Below are 12,392 nucleotides of genomic sequence, written 5' to 3'. Positions count from 1 at the left end.
GGCGGCGGGTTGCGTCAGTTGCCCGGGTTGAACGTGCCCAGGTACAGGGTTGCGGCTTCGCCGAGCTGCTCGCTCAGCACGCGCTTGAACTCCTGGGCGATTTCCTCGCGCTGGATCTCTTCACCCACCCAGCGCGGCTTGAGTACCGGCTTGTCGCTGCCGGTGAGGATCGATAGGCGCAGGGTGAACACGCGCTGGCCGAGGCCCTCGTAAGGCACCAAGGCGAAGTGCAGGGCATCCGGCAGCTTCTCCTGGCTTTCGGCCTCGATGCGGTCCATGGCGCTGCGAGAGGCATTGAAGTTGCCTTCCTGGTGGTTGCGCTCGGAGGCGGCCTTGATGGTGATGTTGCGGACGGCGGCGATGGCCTGGACCAGGCCCATCTTCTCTTCGCCCACGGTGGCGGTCAGGAACTGGCCCCAGTCCTCCATCCATTCGGCCAGGTCTTTCTGGGTGAGCGAGGAGCCGGCGATGGCGGTCAGGGCCTTGTAGGCAGCAGTCGGCTTGAGCTTCAGGCTGGCGGTGTCGTCAGCGTGGCCGGGGTGTTCGATGTCGCCCAGGTTGAAGAACACGCGGCAGCTCATGGCGTCCTGATCGACGAAGCCTTGGGTGCCGGCGTCGTAGCGGTCCTTCACATAGGTGCAGAAGTCTTCCAGTGAAGCGGTGTCCAACGCGCCACGGAAGCGCGAGCGGCCGATTTGGAATTTCTCCAAGTTCACGACCTTGGCGCTGTCGGGCACCAGGGCCACCGGGGTCTCGGTGTCCAGCGCCTTGCCGGAGGCGGCCAGGGCTTGGTCGAGGATCAGTTGCAGAGCGTCTTTGTTAAGCATGTGGTGCATTTCCTGTGCTGTGGGTTTTCGAAGGTGGAGGGGGATCAGGTGCGTGCCGGTACCGGCGCGTCATCACGGCTGAACATCTGCGCCGTGGGGTCGGTCTGGAACAGTTCCAGGCCGTTGGCGGTGACGTACATGGGCGTGTCGAGGGCGGTGTCCTCGCGGCGGCTGCCGCGCTTGGTGGGCACCAGGTAGTCGAGCTTGTGGTTGATCTTCACCTGGTTGGATTCGCCGATCTGGCTCAGCTCCAGGGTGATGACCACCTTGCCCTTCTTGCCGTGGTCGACCACGCCGCCGCCGACCTCGGACAAGGCGGCGCCGACCTGCTGGGCGAACACGCCGGCATTCAGTGAGCTGAAGAAATCAGCGATATCAGTTGCTTTCATCGTGCTGTACTCCCGTTGGGGTGGTGTTATGCCGCGTCAGCTGCGGCGGCTTCGCACTGGTCGAGGAATTCGGCCAGGTCGGTCAGGTAAACAATCAGCGGCGCGCGCTTGGTGTCCTGCAGGCGCGAGAGCTTGACCTTCACGCGCTGGGCGCGGACCTCGGCGCGCAAGTAACGAACGCTGCTGATGTGGGGCATGTGGTCGGCCAGGAACTGTTCAACCGTGATGTAGTTGGCCGAATAGCGCTTGCGCAGTTGTTCCAGGGTGCTCACGCCGTGGCCTCCCCGCGCCCCACCGGTAAGCGGGCGCCAATCAGGCAGGCCAGCCCGGTGATGGTTTTGCCGGTGCCATGAGCGGCGACGTTGCCGGCCTCGTCGGTGATGACGGCGCCGTAGGGGCGCACCGGGTTTTCGGTGAGGGTGACGTGAGGCAGCCAGCCAGTCGGCGTGAGGCGGAACAGCTGGCTGTACAGCTCCACCAGTTCCAGCGCACGCGGGTCGATGGCTTCCAGGCGCTGGATGCACTCGACCGAGGCGTCGTGCACGGTGGCCGCGTCCACGGCCGTGGGGTTGTTGAAGTGCATGTCGGCCAGCTTGAGCACGCCGATGGCGTCGGTGATCGGGTTCGGTTTCATGCCGCTGCGTCCTTGTTCGGGTGGGTCACGGTGATGCCGAGTTGCTGGGCCAGCCAGCCGATGCCCTGTTCCGTCACCATCACCACGCCGTAGTAGCTCCAGCCTCTGATCGCCGGGTTCCAGCGCTGGCGGGTGTCGACGTAGAGGTGACCCTTGTCGCGGTATTTGCACGCCAGCTCGCCCAGTGGGGTGAGGATTCCGATGGCGCGGAGGCGCTTGCGGAAGGCGCGAGGCTTCTGCCCCAGCACCGCGGCGGCCTGGTCCAGGGTTCGGTTCATGGTGGATACCTCAGGCGGCGTTTCGCAGTGCCTGCCGGCGCATGAGGATCAGCATCAAACGGTCCAGCTGCTTGTAGAGGTGCTGTAGGTCCTCGTCGTTGCGCACCACGAAGTCGTTGTCGTGGATGCCGATCCCGCTCTCGCTGGAGTGCGCAGCCACCGCCTGGGCGTCTGGTCGTTGGATGTGCACCACCACGCCACCCTGGTCACGAATCCACTGCGCCTCGTTCTCGTAGCGAACATCGCTGATGACGAAGCCGGGGATGTGGCCGTCGCGCAGCTCCAGCATGTGGTCGAGGTGCCGGCGAGCCAGCAGCAGCCAGAGCTGGGGATGCACCATCTGCCGGCCCCATTCGGTGCCGAGCAGTTGCATCAGCTCGCGCGGAGATTTGCCGACACCGGGCAGCGGAACCTCCTTGAGCTCGCCGTCCAGGTGGGCAGCGGTCAGGTGGAACATCTGAGCCAGGGCGGCCTTGAGCGGGTAGGCGAAGGCGAAGGCGATCAGGTCGAAGTGAGCGGCCAGGTACTGAGCCGTGGTGTCCTTGCCGGTGCGGGCGAGGCCGTGGAGGCCAATGAGCAGTTGTTTCATGCCGCACCTCCCCAAGGGCCGAAGTCCTCGAAGGCGGGCAGGGTGTTGGACGGCTGGAGCTGGGGTTTACCGCAGCGGATGGTGACCACCTTGCCGGTGGCGGCCTCGATGCGACGGATGCTGTCAGGGCTGCTCGCCGCTGCGGGGTGCAGGTAAATCAGGCAGAGCCGGTTGGAGCGGTGGGGTGCTGTGCTGTGCATGTCGTTGCCTCATACCGTGGAGGGGTATGAGGCAACTGTATAGTACCTGTTAGGTAGTTAGCAATACCTAAAGGTAGTTTTAATTCACCTGTGAGGTATCCCGGTGAGCTGGCTACAGGTCCGTGATCTTCCAGCGGGCCCTGCCGCAGATGTGCCACTCTTCCGTCATTCGGATGATGCGCTCTGGCCAGTCTGGGTTGACGGCATAGAGGTAGTACTCGCCGCCTTCCTGGCGTAGTTGTTTGAGAGTCACGCCCTGATCACTGCACCGCTTGGCTGCTACGTAGTGGCCCGGGAGGGCCTCTAACGCCGGGTCTATGACTACTTTGTCGCCGTCTTGGAAAAGCGGCATCATGCTTAGCCCATCGACCTTCAGTATGAAGGCGTTAGGGCCCACGGGTCCTGGGGCTTCAATCCATTCTTCTGCGTCACCTGGGTGGAACTGGTCTATGGCCTCGCACCAGGTGCCTGCGGCAATTGAGCCGATCACTGGCAACTTCCTTCCTGTACTGCCGAGAACTGTCGCATTCGCGCCATCTTCGGGGGTGTCAAGGTAGCCGCGCGGGAGTCCGAGCGCGAGCTCGATTTCCCGGGCGATCTGCTCCCCGATGTTCTTGTGAGGCTTCTCCCCGGCAAACGCGGAAACCTGCGCCGGGGCCTTGCCCAGCACATGGGCAAAATCCTTCAGCAGCAGTTTGCGTTCACCTAGGAGGCGCCGGACTTTGGCGTGGCGTGTTTGATAGATCGTCATGCCAGCTATTTTGCTGGTGGCATACCTGTCAGGTAAATTTCCTGTTAGGTATTGCGGGCAACCTACCTCATAGGTATCTTTTGTTCCGGAGGTATCCATCATGAAGCTGCGCGACTACATCGGTTCCCTGTCGCCGGAGCAGGTCGAAGAGTATGCGGCCCGCTGTGGCACCACTGCCAACTACCTAAACACCCATATCCGCTATGCAACGAAAGAGCCGAGCGTGAAGCTCATCAGGGCTCTGGCACAGGGAAGTGAAGGGCGCGTCTCTATGAATGAGGTCTTGGAGCATTACGGCTTGCTTGACGGGGTTTCCCTCAAAGCAAGTTGAGAAGGTGCCGACGGGTTCCCCCTCCACGGTTCCCCCGCCGGCTCGACGCCGTACCACAGCACGTGCACCACGTCGTAGCCCAATACTAGGACAGCGTCCCGGTCTTGGCTATGGCGTGGCGGGAGTTTTAACGCCATGCGAATCGATCCAACCCGGGACATTGGTCCCACCCGTACCCTTGAACAGGCCCTGGATCGCGATTGCCGCGACTACCGGGGCGGCCTGAAGGCGGTTTGCGCCATCCTCGGCGAGCCGTATGACGGTTTCCAGAAACGCCTTTCCGTTTCCTACCCTGAACACCATCTGTATCTGAACGACTTCGAGCGCGTGGTCGAGCTGGTCCAGGGCGACGCCGTGCGTGAGTGGTTCCAGCAGCTCTACGCCGTGGTCTGCTATCAGCCGGCGGCCGTCGAGGCCAGTGCCGATACGCTGCGCGAAGTGGCCCGCGTCATGGGCTGCAACGGCGATTTCGTCGAGTCGTTGGTGGACGGCGCTGCCGATGGCCAGTGGGACGAACACGAGGTGGCCAAGCTGGAGCGCCAGGCCCATGCCCTGATCGGCAAGCTGATGGGCATCGTCGCCGGGGCCCGTCAGGCGCTGGAGGGCCAGGCCCATGGTTGACCTGGTGGAAATGGCCAGTGAGTTGGTCGAGCTGCGCCTGAACGAAGCCCTAGAGCGTCAGCTGCAGAAGGGCAACCTGTCGGCCGTGAGTGCCGAGTTCTGCGAAGACTGCGATGAACCCATCCCCGAGGCGCGCCGTGTGGCGGTTCCCGGGGTGCAGACCTGTATCGAATGCCAGGGACGGCGGGAGGTGCGTCGTGCATGAACGCATTCCCCTGGAACTGTCCGACCTGCCCCTGCTGCTGAGCTATATCCCGGCCTCCGACCGTGAGACGTGGTGGCGGGTCGGCATGGGCATCAAGGCCGAGTTCGGCCAGAACGGTTTCGATGCGTGGGACACCTGGAGCCAGACCGGTACCGGCTACAACCTGCGGGACGCCAAGACCGTGTGGCGCGGCTTCAAGAAGGGCGGCGTAGGCCTGGGCACGGTGATCAAGATGGCCCAGGACAACGGTTGGAAGCCCGAGCAGCGTGAGCTGAGCCGTGAGGATCGCCGCCGTCTGGCCGAACAACACGAAGCCCGCCGTCGTGCCCGCCAGGCTGAAATCGAAGCCGACGAGGCGCGCGCGGTGAAAATGCGCACGGCGGTGGCTGATGCCTGCGCCACGGTGTGGGCGCAGCATGTGCAGGCGGACGGCGCGAGCGAGTACCTGCAGCGCAAGGGCGTGCAGGCTCATGGCGTGGGCTTCATGCGCCGCACCGTGGTGCTGGAGATCGACGACCAGGCCGAACGCTGCCAGCTATGGGCCGGCGCCGATGCGCAGACCTACCTGAGGAACCTGCCGAAGCCGCGCCCGGCGCACCTGTCGATGCTGGTGTTGCGGCGCGGCGAGCTGGTGATTCCGCTGCGCGATGAGGCCGGGCAGATCCACTCCCTGCAGCTGATCAGCGGCTCTGGCACCAAGCTGTTTCCGAAGTACGGCCGCAAGAGCGGATGCTTCCACGTGCTGGGCGATGCCGCTGGAGCAGCGGTAATCGGCCTGGCCGAGGGTTACGCCACGGCGGCCAGCTGCCGCGAGGCGGTCGGCTGGCCGATGGTGATGGCGGTGGATTCGGGCAACCTGGCCGCCGTGGCGCGGGCCGTGCGTGCCCTGCACCCCGCCGCGCGCTTGGTGCTGTGCGGGGATGATGACCCTGCGGTGGCTGGCAACCCCGGTCGCACCAAGGCCGAGTCGGCGGCACTGGAAGTCGGTGGCGTGGCGGTGTTCCCCGTCGGCGCCGATGGCAAGGATTGGAATGACCTGCACCAGGCTGCCGGGCTGAACGCGGTGCGCGAGCTGCTGCTGTTGGCGCTCGATATGGAACCGGCGGTGCGTCCGGCGCTGGGCGAGGCCGATCTTCCCCCAGCCCCATCTGACCTGGAGCCCGCCGGCGGCAACTCCTCCGAAACCGGGGGGGCGGGGGAGGGCCTGACGCTTGACCAGCTGCGTAGGCGCTATGTGTTGGTGGAAGGCACCACGCAGATCTGGGACCAAGACAAGTTCCTGGTGATGAAGAAGTCGGCGTTCGAAGCGCGCGTGGGCAAGGCGTTGGCCAAGACGTGGATGGACCACCCGGACAAGGGCCTGATCTCCGCTGAGGCGGTGCGCGATTACGAGCACGCCAAGCGGATTGCCGGGAAGAAGGGCGGTGCGCTGGGCATGCCGCCGACCGAGCGTTACGTCTACATCGACGGCACCAAGGACGTGTGGGACCGCGAGAAGAAGCGGCGCATCGCCGAGGGTGCGGTGAAGATGGCGCTGGGGGATGCCTATTCGCTATGGCTGAACAGCCCGGAGCGGCGCGTGGTGGATGTTGATCACATTGTGTTCGACCCGACCATGCGCAAGGACCCGTCCATCTACATCAATACCTTCGAGGGGTTGCCCCTGGAGCCAGTGCGCAACGATGCGGCCTGCGAGAACCTGCGCTGGCTGTTGCCGTTCCTGTGCAACGAAGACGCGGCGGCCACCGAGTGGTTGACGCGCTGGCTGGCGTACCCCCTGCAGCACCTGGGCGCGAAGATGGATACGGCGGTGCTCATGCACTCGACCATGGAGGGCTCGGGCAAGAGCTGGCTGTTCTCCGACGTGATGGGCGGCATCTATGGGCAGTACGCGGCCACCGTCGGCCAGACCCAGCTGGAGAGCAACTTTAACGCCTGGCAGAGCCGGAAGCTGTGGGCGGTGTTCGAAGAGGTCGTCTCGCGGGACCAGCGTTATAACCAGGTGGGCAAGATCAAGCACCTGATCACCGGCAAGACGGTGCGCATGGAGTCGAAGTTCATCAATGGCTGGGAAGAGTCGAACCACATGAACGCGGTCTTCCTCTCCAACGAGATCCTGCCGTGGCCGATCAGCGAGAACGACCGGCGCCTGCTGGTGGTGTGGCCGCTGGCAACGTTGCCGCCGGAGCGCCAGGTGGCCATCGAGCGGGAGTTGAAGAACGGTGGCCTGGAGGCGTTCTATGCCTGGCTGCGCGACGTGGACCTCGGCGACTTCAATGAGCGCACCCGCCCGCCCAAGACGGACGCCCGTGAACGGCTGGTGGCGCTGAGCCGGGCAGGCTGGCAGACCTTCCTGCATCTCTGGCAGGCCGGCGAGCTGGGCAGTGGCTTGTGGGGCTGCTGCCTGTCGACTGACCTGTACGCCTTGTTCCTCGAGTGGTGCCAGCGCAACAAGGAGCACGCCATGAGCCAGACGAAGTTCAGCCTGTTCATCAGTGCCGAGGTCGAGAAGACGCGGGCCATCCCCTGGACCGATGGCAACAATCGACGCTTCGCCGCCTTCTTCTTCCCGCGTGACCCTGGCGCCGCCTTGCCGCCTTCCCTCAGCTCGGCCGACCTGGGCAAGCAGGTCACAGCGTGGCGTGCGGCTGCCCGGCTGGCGGGGTGGGACGTGGACGCCTGGGAGCACCTGAAGGGAGCCGCCGCATGAATCCGCTCGAAAGTGTGTTGGGTTGTGTTGGGTTGTGTTGGGTTGGTTTTTCGCAGTCAACACAGCCGGAGGCCGCGTGCGGCGTGGCTTGTGGCGGTGTGTGTGGGGTGTGTTGGGTTTCCCCGTGCGCGCAGGCGTGTGCATACATGATTGCCGTAGCGGCATCCGGCGACTGCTTTTTTCTCTACGCGAGCCCCGGAAAACCCAACACACCCAACACACTCAACACAGGATCAAGCAATAGCTTGTTTTTAAAGGGTTTTGTGTGTGTTGGGTTTGTGTTGGGTAGGGCTGTTTTGTGTTGGGTTGGCGTTCTGGCCGGAGGGAGTGGGGATGAATAAGCAGATTGAGGGGCTGCTTCAGCACTGGGGCGAACAATGCCGTCGTTCTGGCATGGGCTGCGGCCTGGCCAGCACCCTGGGCGCGCTGATGGAATGGCAGGGTGCGCCGCCGCGTTCTGGCTACGGCTCGAAGTCGTTGATCAGCAGTGCGGGTGTCGACCTGGCGGCTGCTGAGGTGGATGCGGTGCTGGCAGAGCTGGGGCGTCAGGGCGAGCAGAAGGACGCACAACTGGCAGCGGCCTGGGTGGAGGCAGGGAACAGTGGGCGGCCTCCGTTCTGCCTGGAGACCCAACTGGTGCTGCTGGCCCGGGTGCGCTACCTGACCGACCCCATGCCGCTGGTGGAGCAGCAGATGCGCCGGGTGAAGATCGATGGCCGGCGCACCTATGACCTGCGGGTGCAGGAGCTGCACGAGCGGGTGCGGGATGGGCTGAAAGTGCGTGCCGAGGCCCGCGCGGCATGACCGTTCGTCGGAGTGCGATGCAGTGAACCGGCAGCGAACAGACAGCGAACCGGCAGCGAATAGACATGGCGTTTTTTCCCGGTTGTCGCCATTGCGTTCCGGCTGTAGAAAGTCATCACGATTTGAGAGTTGCGCCTAGACGAGGCGCCCAACAGAGCACGTGCTGTGCACCACAGAGGTAGGCCGCTCCACCGGTCACGCCTCACCCCAAGCCCCGCCCTCGGCGGGGCTTTTCTTTTCCGCCTAGGGTCTGCGAATGCCCGAAGCGCTCCGCCCGCGGGCAGCGGGCTTTTTTCTTCGAGGTGATGCGATGAGTGATACCCCGCAGGCATTGGCGGATGTGCCCACCTTCGTGCTGATCCTGGTGGCGCTTGCTGGCCTGGTGGGCGAGATGCGCCAGGCGGATGTGCCTGGTGTCGCCCTGGCCGAAATACTCAAGCGGATCACTCTGCGCTTCGGTAGCTCGACACTGTTTGGCATGGCTACGCTGCTGATCCTGTTGGCACTGGACCAGCCGGCATACATGGCGGGGGCAGGCGGGATCATTACCGGCCTGCTGGGCGCGGACATCGCTGGTGCGTTCTACACCCGCTACCTGGCAAAGCGCGCGGGCCTCGAAGATCTCGAGCGCCGCCGCCTCAACGACTCTGCCGAGCAGGACAGCTGACGCCCGATGGAGAAGCGGAAATGATCAAGGTCACATTCCGCGGCCTCCGGGAGCGACTGCAGACGCTGGACCGCCTGGAGCGTGAGCAATTGCCGTTCGCGGCAGCGCTGGCCCTGACCCGAACCGCGCAGGTAGTCGCTGGCCGGATTCGTGAAGAGATGGAAGTGGTGTTCGATCGGCCCACTCCTGCGACCCTCAACAGCCTCTACATTCAGCCTGCGACCAAGCAGCGGATGGAGGCTCGCGTGTGGATCAAGGATGGGCGCAGCGTTTCGGCGGGCGGCCGAGTGGTTGGGCAGGCTGGGCGCTGGGGGAAAGGACGGGCTGCGTCGAAGTGGCTGACGCCCCAGATCTATGGCGGCCCGCGCAGCGAGAAGGGCATCGAGGCGATGCTTCTGCGCAAGGGCGTGCTCAAGCCAGGCCAGTACATCGTGCCCGGCGAGAAGATGAATCTGGACGCGTACGGCAACTTGGATCGCGGCCTGCTCAACAAGATCCTGTCTGGCGCTGGTCTCTTCACTGAAGAAGGCTACAACGCCAACGCGACGGACAGCGACCGCAGCACCAAGAAGGGAAACGCCAAGCGCTACTTCGTCATGCATGACACCAACCGGCAACCCTTCGCGGTGGCGGAGCGGACGGGCAAGGGCCGGGCTGGCTTGCGCATCGTGCTGGCCTTCGCGCGTCAACCTACCTACCGCAAGACCCTGGACTTCTTCGAGATCGCCGAGCGGGTAGCCGAGGATGCCTTGCCGATCGAGTTCGAGAAGGCGATGGCCCAGGCGCTGGCCACGCGCCGCCTATAGGGCCGGCCAGTGGCGGGTCCTCCCCCGGGGCCGGCAGGGGGTACGGGTAATTCGAGCCACGTTTTCTCTCTAGCTGAGGTCTGGGCAGGGATGTCCGTCTTTCCTGAGGTTGGTCATGGGTAAGCAAGTTACGAAGGCCGAGCTTGGCGAAATTGTTGGCCGAGACGAGCGCACCTTGAGCCGCTGGCAGAACGAAGGGATGCCGGTGCAGGAGTTCGGTCTGGGGCGTGGCAACGAAAACCGGTACGACACCGAGGAGGTGATCAACTGGCTGGTCCAAGTCGCGGCGCTCAACGGCAAGAAAGAAAGTGCCCGGGATCGGCTCGACCGGTTGCGTGGCGACCGCGAAGAGGTGGCGCTGGCGAAGGACCTGGAAGAGGTCGTGGTCGCCGCGGAAATGATCGAGCGTTTCGAAGCGATGATCACCGCCGCCAAGCTCGAGCTGCTGAACACCTTCCCCGAAAACCTCGCCACGGAATTGTCCGCCCGCTATGGCGTTGAGGTGGACGTGGAACTGATCCGCGAACCCATTGCGGCGATCCTCACGGAGCTCTCCAACTATGACCCTGATGACGATGACCCGTCAGCCGGGGACGCTGACGAGCCGGACGATCCGGAGGCAGCTGAAGAAGACAGCGATTAAGGCCATTCGGCGCGCTGCCAAGAAGTGGGCACCGCCCCCCAGGATGACGATCATCGAATGGGCGGAGAAGTATCGGTGGCTGGCCCCTGAAGAGGCGGCGCGCCCTGGCAAGTACCGCTTCCATGTGACACCGCACCTGGTGTGGCCTGGCGGTCCGCTCGAGGCACTGGACGATCCGAAAGTGAGCGAGATCGTTTGCCGCAAGTCGGCCCAGGTGGCCTGGACCTCCGGCGTACTCGGCAACGCCCTCGGCAAGTGGATCGACATCGATCCGTCACCGATCCTGGTCCTGTTCCCCAAGGCCGAGGCGGCCAAGCAGTACGTGGCCGAAAAGTTGGAGCCGATGATCGAGGCCACGCCTCGGTTGAAGAAGAAGGTCGACCTGCGCAGCCGCAAGCTGCAGCAGCGACAGGACTTCAAGAAGTTTCCGGGGGGCTTCCTCAAGCTGGTCGGCTCGAACAGCCCGGCCAGCGTGAAATCCACTCCGGTGCCACGCGTGGCGGTGGAGGAGCCGGACGACTGCAACCTGAACCTGCGGGGGCAGGGCGACAGCATCAAGTTGGCGAAGGAGCGCCTGAAGACCTTCCGCCGCTCCAAGATCATCATCGGCGGCACGCCGACCATCGAGGGCCTCTCGGCCATCGACGCCGAGCTGGAGCTGTCGGACAAGCGCATTGGCCTGGTGCCTTGTCATGACTGCGGCGAAGAACACGCGCTCAGCTTCGACAACTTGATGTGCCCGGATGACCCGGACTACAACCACGAGGTCTACGGCCACAAGCGCCCGGAGTCGGCCTACTACGCCTGCCCGCACTGTGGTTCCTGCTGGGATGACAACCAGAAGAACGCGAACCTGCAGCGTGGCCGCTGGCTGGCGACCGCCGAGTTTCGCGGGATTGCCGGGTACATCCTCAACGAGCTCTACGCCACCTTCTACGGCTCGCGATTCGCCGTGCTGATGGAGAAGAAGCTGCAGGCCGAGTACGCGGCAGCGCGGGGCAACATCGGCCCGATGATCGCCTACGTCAACAGCTCGAAGGGCGAGAGCTACGCCTACAAGAGCGATGCGCCGAAGACCGACGAGCTGGAGAAGCGCGCCGAGCCGTATGCCGAGCTGACGGCGCCCAAGGGCGTCCTGCTGGTGACGGCGGGTGTCGACGTGCAGGGCGACCGCCTGGCTGTCGTCATCGTGGGCTGGGGCAGGGGAGAGGAGTCCTGGCGGTTGTACTGGGGTGAGTTGCCCGGCAACCCCATCGACCCCAACGACCCGGTATGGACCGACCTGGACAAGCTGTTGGCCCAGCCAATCCCCTGCGAGACCGGTTACAGCCTGGCCATCGCCGGCATGAGCATCGACAGCTCGGACGGCAACACCAACCACGCGGTGTACACCTACGTCCGTGATCGCAAGCAGTTCAACATCATGGCGATCAAGGGCGCCTCGGTGGACAACCGCGACAAGGAAATCTTCACCAAGCCGCCGGCCACCGCCGACACCACCCAGGACAACACCAAGGCGGCTAAGTACGGGCTGCGCGTCTACATCGTGGGTACGCACAAGGCGAAGACCCTGATCGACGGGCGCCTGCGCCTGAAGGGCTCGGGGCCTGGGCGGATGCACTGGTACAGCGAGATCCGCGCGGACTACTACGAGCAGCTCACCAACGAGGTGCTGGCGCCGCACCCGCGTACCCCCAGCAAGATGGTCTGGCAGAAGAAGGCCGGCCGGCGCAACGAGGCGCTCGACTGTGAGGTGTATGCCCTGCACGCCGCGAGAAGCCTGAAAACCCACCTGCTGCGCGACAACGAATGGGACCAACTGGAGCGGCAACTGCTTCAGCCCACGCTGTTCGCTGGCGATCAACCCACTGCCCCGGTGCCGGCCCGCGCGGTCGGTCGCCGTGGCACCCGCAGCCGCGCAGGCCGATAGAGGTACA

General features: G+C 64.4%; 17 protein-coding genes. 9 read left to right on the top strand and 8 right to left on the bottom strand.

Annotated elements, in window-relative coordinates; all coding sequences use genetic code 11:
* Positions 1-14: 14 nt before the first annotated feature.
* The 8 genes from ACFW0B_RS20920 to ACFW0B_RS20885 form a co-directional block, all read right to left on the bottom strand.
* Complete coding sequence (locus tag ACFW0B_RS20920; RefSeq protein WP_449150905.1) at positions 15-827, bottom strand: YfdQ family protein; 813 nt, start codon at positions 825-827, stop codon at positions 15-17.
* A 44-nt stretch (positions 828-871) separates the two neighbouring features.
* Positions 872-1,216: a hypothetical protein gene (locus ACFW0B_RS20915; RefSeq protein ID WP_449150904.1), complete on the bottom strand. Its 345-nt coding sequence runs from the start codon at positions 1,214-1,216 to the stop codon at positions 872-874.
* A 26-nt stretch (positions 1,217-1,242) separates the two neighbouring features.
* Positions 1,243-1,488: a pyocin activator PrtN family protein gene (locus ACFW0B_RS20910; protein WP_449150903.1), complete on the bottom strand. Its 246-nt coding sequence runs from the start codon at positions 1,486-1,488 to the stop codon at positions 1,243-1,245.
* The gene (locus ACFW0B_RS20905; protein ID WP_449150902.1) at positions 1,485-1,850 is read right to left on the bottom strand and encodes a hypothetical protein; all 366 of its coding nucleotides are present in this window, start codon (positions 1,848-1,850) and stop codon (positions 1,485-1,487) included. Before ACFW0B_RS20905 ends, ACFW0B_RS20910 begins: the two co-directional genes overlap by 4 nt.
* Positions 1,847-2,128: a hypothetical protein gene (locus ACFW0B_RS20900; protein ID WP_449150901.1), complete on the bottom strand. Its 282-nt coding sequence runs from the start codon at positions 2,126-2,128 to the stop codon at positions 1,847-1,849. The genes ACFW0B_RS20905 and ACFW0B_RS20900 overlap by 4 nt, the downstream gene beginning before the upstream one ends.
* Positions 2,129-2,138: 10 nt before the next feature.
* Positions 2,139-2,717 carry a deoxynucleotide monophosphate kinase family protein gene (locus tag ACFW0B_RS20895; protein ID WP_449150900.1) on the bottom strand — a complete coding sequence of 193 codons (579 nt, stop codon included), beginning with the start codon at positions 2,715-2,717 and terminating at the stop codon, positions 2,139-2,141.
* Positions 2,714-2,917: a hypothetical protein gene (locus ACFW0B_RS20890; RefSeq protein ID WP_449150899.1), complete on the bottom strand. Its 204-nt coding sequence runs from the start codon at positions 2,915-2,917 to the stop codon at positions 2,714-2,716. Before ACFW0B_RS20890 ends, ACFW0B_RS20895 begins: the two co-directional genes overlap by 4 nt.
* A gap of 112 nt (positions 2,918-3,029) precedes the next feature.
* The gene (locus ACFW0B_RS20885) at positions 3,030-3,770 is read right to left on the bottom strand and encodes a LexA family protein (RefSeq protein ID WP_449150898.1); all 741 of its coding nucleotides are present in this window, start codon (positions 3,768-3,770) and stop codon (positions 3,030-3,032) included.
* Between ACFW0B_RS20885 and ACFW0B_RS20880 the strand changes: the two genes are divergently transcribed.
* The 9 genes from ACFW0B_RS20880 (at position 3,769) to ACFW0B_RS20840 (ending at position 12,385) form a co-directional block, all read left to right on the top strand.
* Positions 3,769-3,999, top strand: a complete 231-nt coding sequence (locus ACFW0B_RS20880) for a hypothetical protein (RefSeq protein WP_449150897.1) — start codon at positions 3,769-3,771, stop codon at positions 3,997-3,999. The two genes, ACFW0B_RS20885 and ACFW0B_RS20880, sit on opposite strands and share 2 nt — an antisense overlap.
* Positions 4,000-4,134: 135 nt before the next feature.
* Entirely contained in the window at positions 4,135-4,620 is a 486-nt protein-coding gene (locus tag ACFW0B_RS20875; protein ID WP_449150896.1) for a phage regulatory CII family protein, read from the top strand.
* A complete protein-coding gene (locus ACFW0B_RS20870) occupies positions 4,613-4,825 on the top strand; it encodes a TraR/DksA C4-type zinc finger protein (protein WP_449150895.1) in 213 nt (70 codons plus the stop codon). The genes ACFW0B_RS20875 and ACFW0B_RS20870 overlap by 8 nt, the downstream gene beginning before the upstream one ends.
* Positions 4,818-7,535: a DUF5906 domain-containing protein gene (locus tag ACFW0B_RS20865; protein ID WP_449150894.1), complete on the top strand. Its 2,718-nt coding sequence runs from the start codon at positions 4,818-4,820 to the stop codon at positions 7,533-7,535. The genes ACFW0B_RS20870 and ACFW0B_RS20865 overlap by 8 nt, the downstream gene beginning before the upstream one ends.
* A gap of 333 nt (positions 7,536-7,868) precedes the next feature.
* The gene (locus ACFW0B_RS20860) at positions 7,869-8,339 is read left to right on the top strand and encodes a hypothetical protein (RefSeq protein WP_449150893.1); all 471 of its coding nucleotides are present in this window, start codon (positions 7,869-7,871) and stop codon (positions 8,337-8,339) included.
* A gap of 310 nt (positions 8,340-8,649) precedes the next feature.
* Positions 8,650-9,006, top strand: a complete 357-nt coding sequence (locus tag ACFW0B_RS20855) for a phage holin family protein (protein WP_449150892.1) — start codon at positions 8,650-8,652, stop codon at positions 9,004-9,006.
* 20 nt (positions 9,007-9,026) lie between these two features.
* Positions 9,027-9,812 carry a hypothetical protein gene (locus tag ACFW0B_RS20850; RefSeq protein WP_449150891.1) on the top strand — a complete coding sequence of 262 codons (786 nt, stop codon included), beginning with the start codon at positions 9,027-9,029 and terminating at the stop codon, positions 9,810-9,812.
* A 115-nt stretch (positions 9,813-9,927) separates the two neighbouring features.
* Positions 9,928-10,455 (top strand): terminase small subunit, encoded by a 528-nt coding sequence (locus tag ACFW0B_RS20845; RefSeq protein WP_449150890.1) that lies wholly within the window; start codon positions 9,928-9,930, stop codon positions 10,453-10,455.
* A 43-nt stretch (positions 10,456-10,498) separates the two neighbouring features.
* Positions 10,499-12,385, top strand: coding sequence for a phage terminase large subunit family protein (locus ACFW0B_RS20840; protein ID WP_449150889.1), 1,887 nt, complete (start codon positions 10,499-10,501; stop codon positions 12,383-12,385).
* The last annotated feature ends 7 nt before the right edge of the window (positions 12,386-12,392 follow it).

Origin of the sequence: Metapseudomonas phytobenefica, assembly GCF_043392685.1 — a bacterium.
Classification (GTDB): Bacteria; Pseudomonadota; Gammaproteobacteria; order Pseudomonadales; family Pseudomonadaceae; genus Metapseudomonas.
The sequence above is the reverse complement of the archived record's forward strand: the minus strand, read 5'-3'. Positions and strand labels throughout refer to the sequence as shown.

Coding starts and splice junctions, on each gene's coding strand:
- ACFW0B_RS20920 (WP_449150905.1), bottom strand. CDS start 827: ATGCTTAACAAAGACGCTCTGCAACTGATCCTCGACCAAGCCCTGGCC.
- ACFW0B_RS20915 (WP_449150904.1), bottom strand. CDS start 1,216: ATGAAAGCAACTGATATCGCTGATTTCTTCAGCTCACTGAATGCCGGC.
- ACFW0B_RS20905 (WP_449150902.1), bottom strand. CDS start 1,850: ATGAAACCGAACCCGATCACCGACGCCATCGGCGTGCTCAAGCTGGCC.
- ACFW0B_RS20900 (WP_449150901.1), bottom strand. CDS start 2,128: ATGAACCGAACCCTGGACCAGGCCGCCGCGGTGCTGGGGCAGAAGCCT.
- ACFW0B_RS20895 (WP_449150900.1), bottom strand. CDS start 2,717: ATGAAACAACTGCTCATTGGCCTCCACGGCCTCGCCCGCACCGGCAAG.
- ACFW0B_RS20890 (WP_449150899.1), bottom strand. CDS start 2,917: ATGCACAGCACAGCACCCCACCGCTCCAACCGGCTCTGCCTGATTTAC.
- ACFW0B_RS20880 (WP_449150897.1), top strand. CDS start 3,769: ATGAAGCTGCGCGACTACATCGGTTCCCTGTCGCCGGAGCAGGTCGAA.
- ACFW0B_RS20885 (WP_449150898.1), bottom strand. CDS start 3,770: ATGATGGATACCTCCGGAACAAAAGATACCTATGAGGTAGGTTGCCCG.
- ACFW0B_RS20875 (WP_449150896.1), top strand. CDS start 4,135: ATGCGAATCGATCCAACCCGGGACATTGGTCCCACCCGTACCCTTGAA.
- ACFW0B_RS20870 (WP_449150895.1), top strand. CDS start 4,613: ATGGTTGACCTGGTGGAAATGGCCAGTGAGTTGGTCGAGCTGCGCCTG.
- ACFW0B_RS20860 (WP_449150893.1), top strand. CDS start 7,869: ATGAATAAGCAGATTGAGGGGCTGCTTCAGCACTGGGGCGAACAATGC.
- ACFW0B_RS20855 (WP_449150892.1), top strand. CDS start 8,650: ATGAGTGATACCCCGCAGGCATTGGCGGATGTGCCCACCTTCGTGCTG.
- ACFW0B_RS20850 (WP_449150891.1), top strand. CDS start 9,027: ATGATCAAGGTCACATTCCGCGGCCTCCGGGAGCGACTGCAGACGCTG.
- ACFW0B_RS20845 (WP_449150890.1), top strand. CDS start 9,928: ATGGGTAAGCAAGTTACGAAGGCCGAGCTTGGCGAAATTGTTGGCCGA.
- ACFW0B_RS20840 (WP_449150889.1), top strand. CDS start 10,499: ATGACGATCATCGAATGGGCGGAGAAGTATCGGTGGCTGGCCCCTGAA.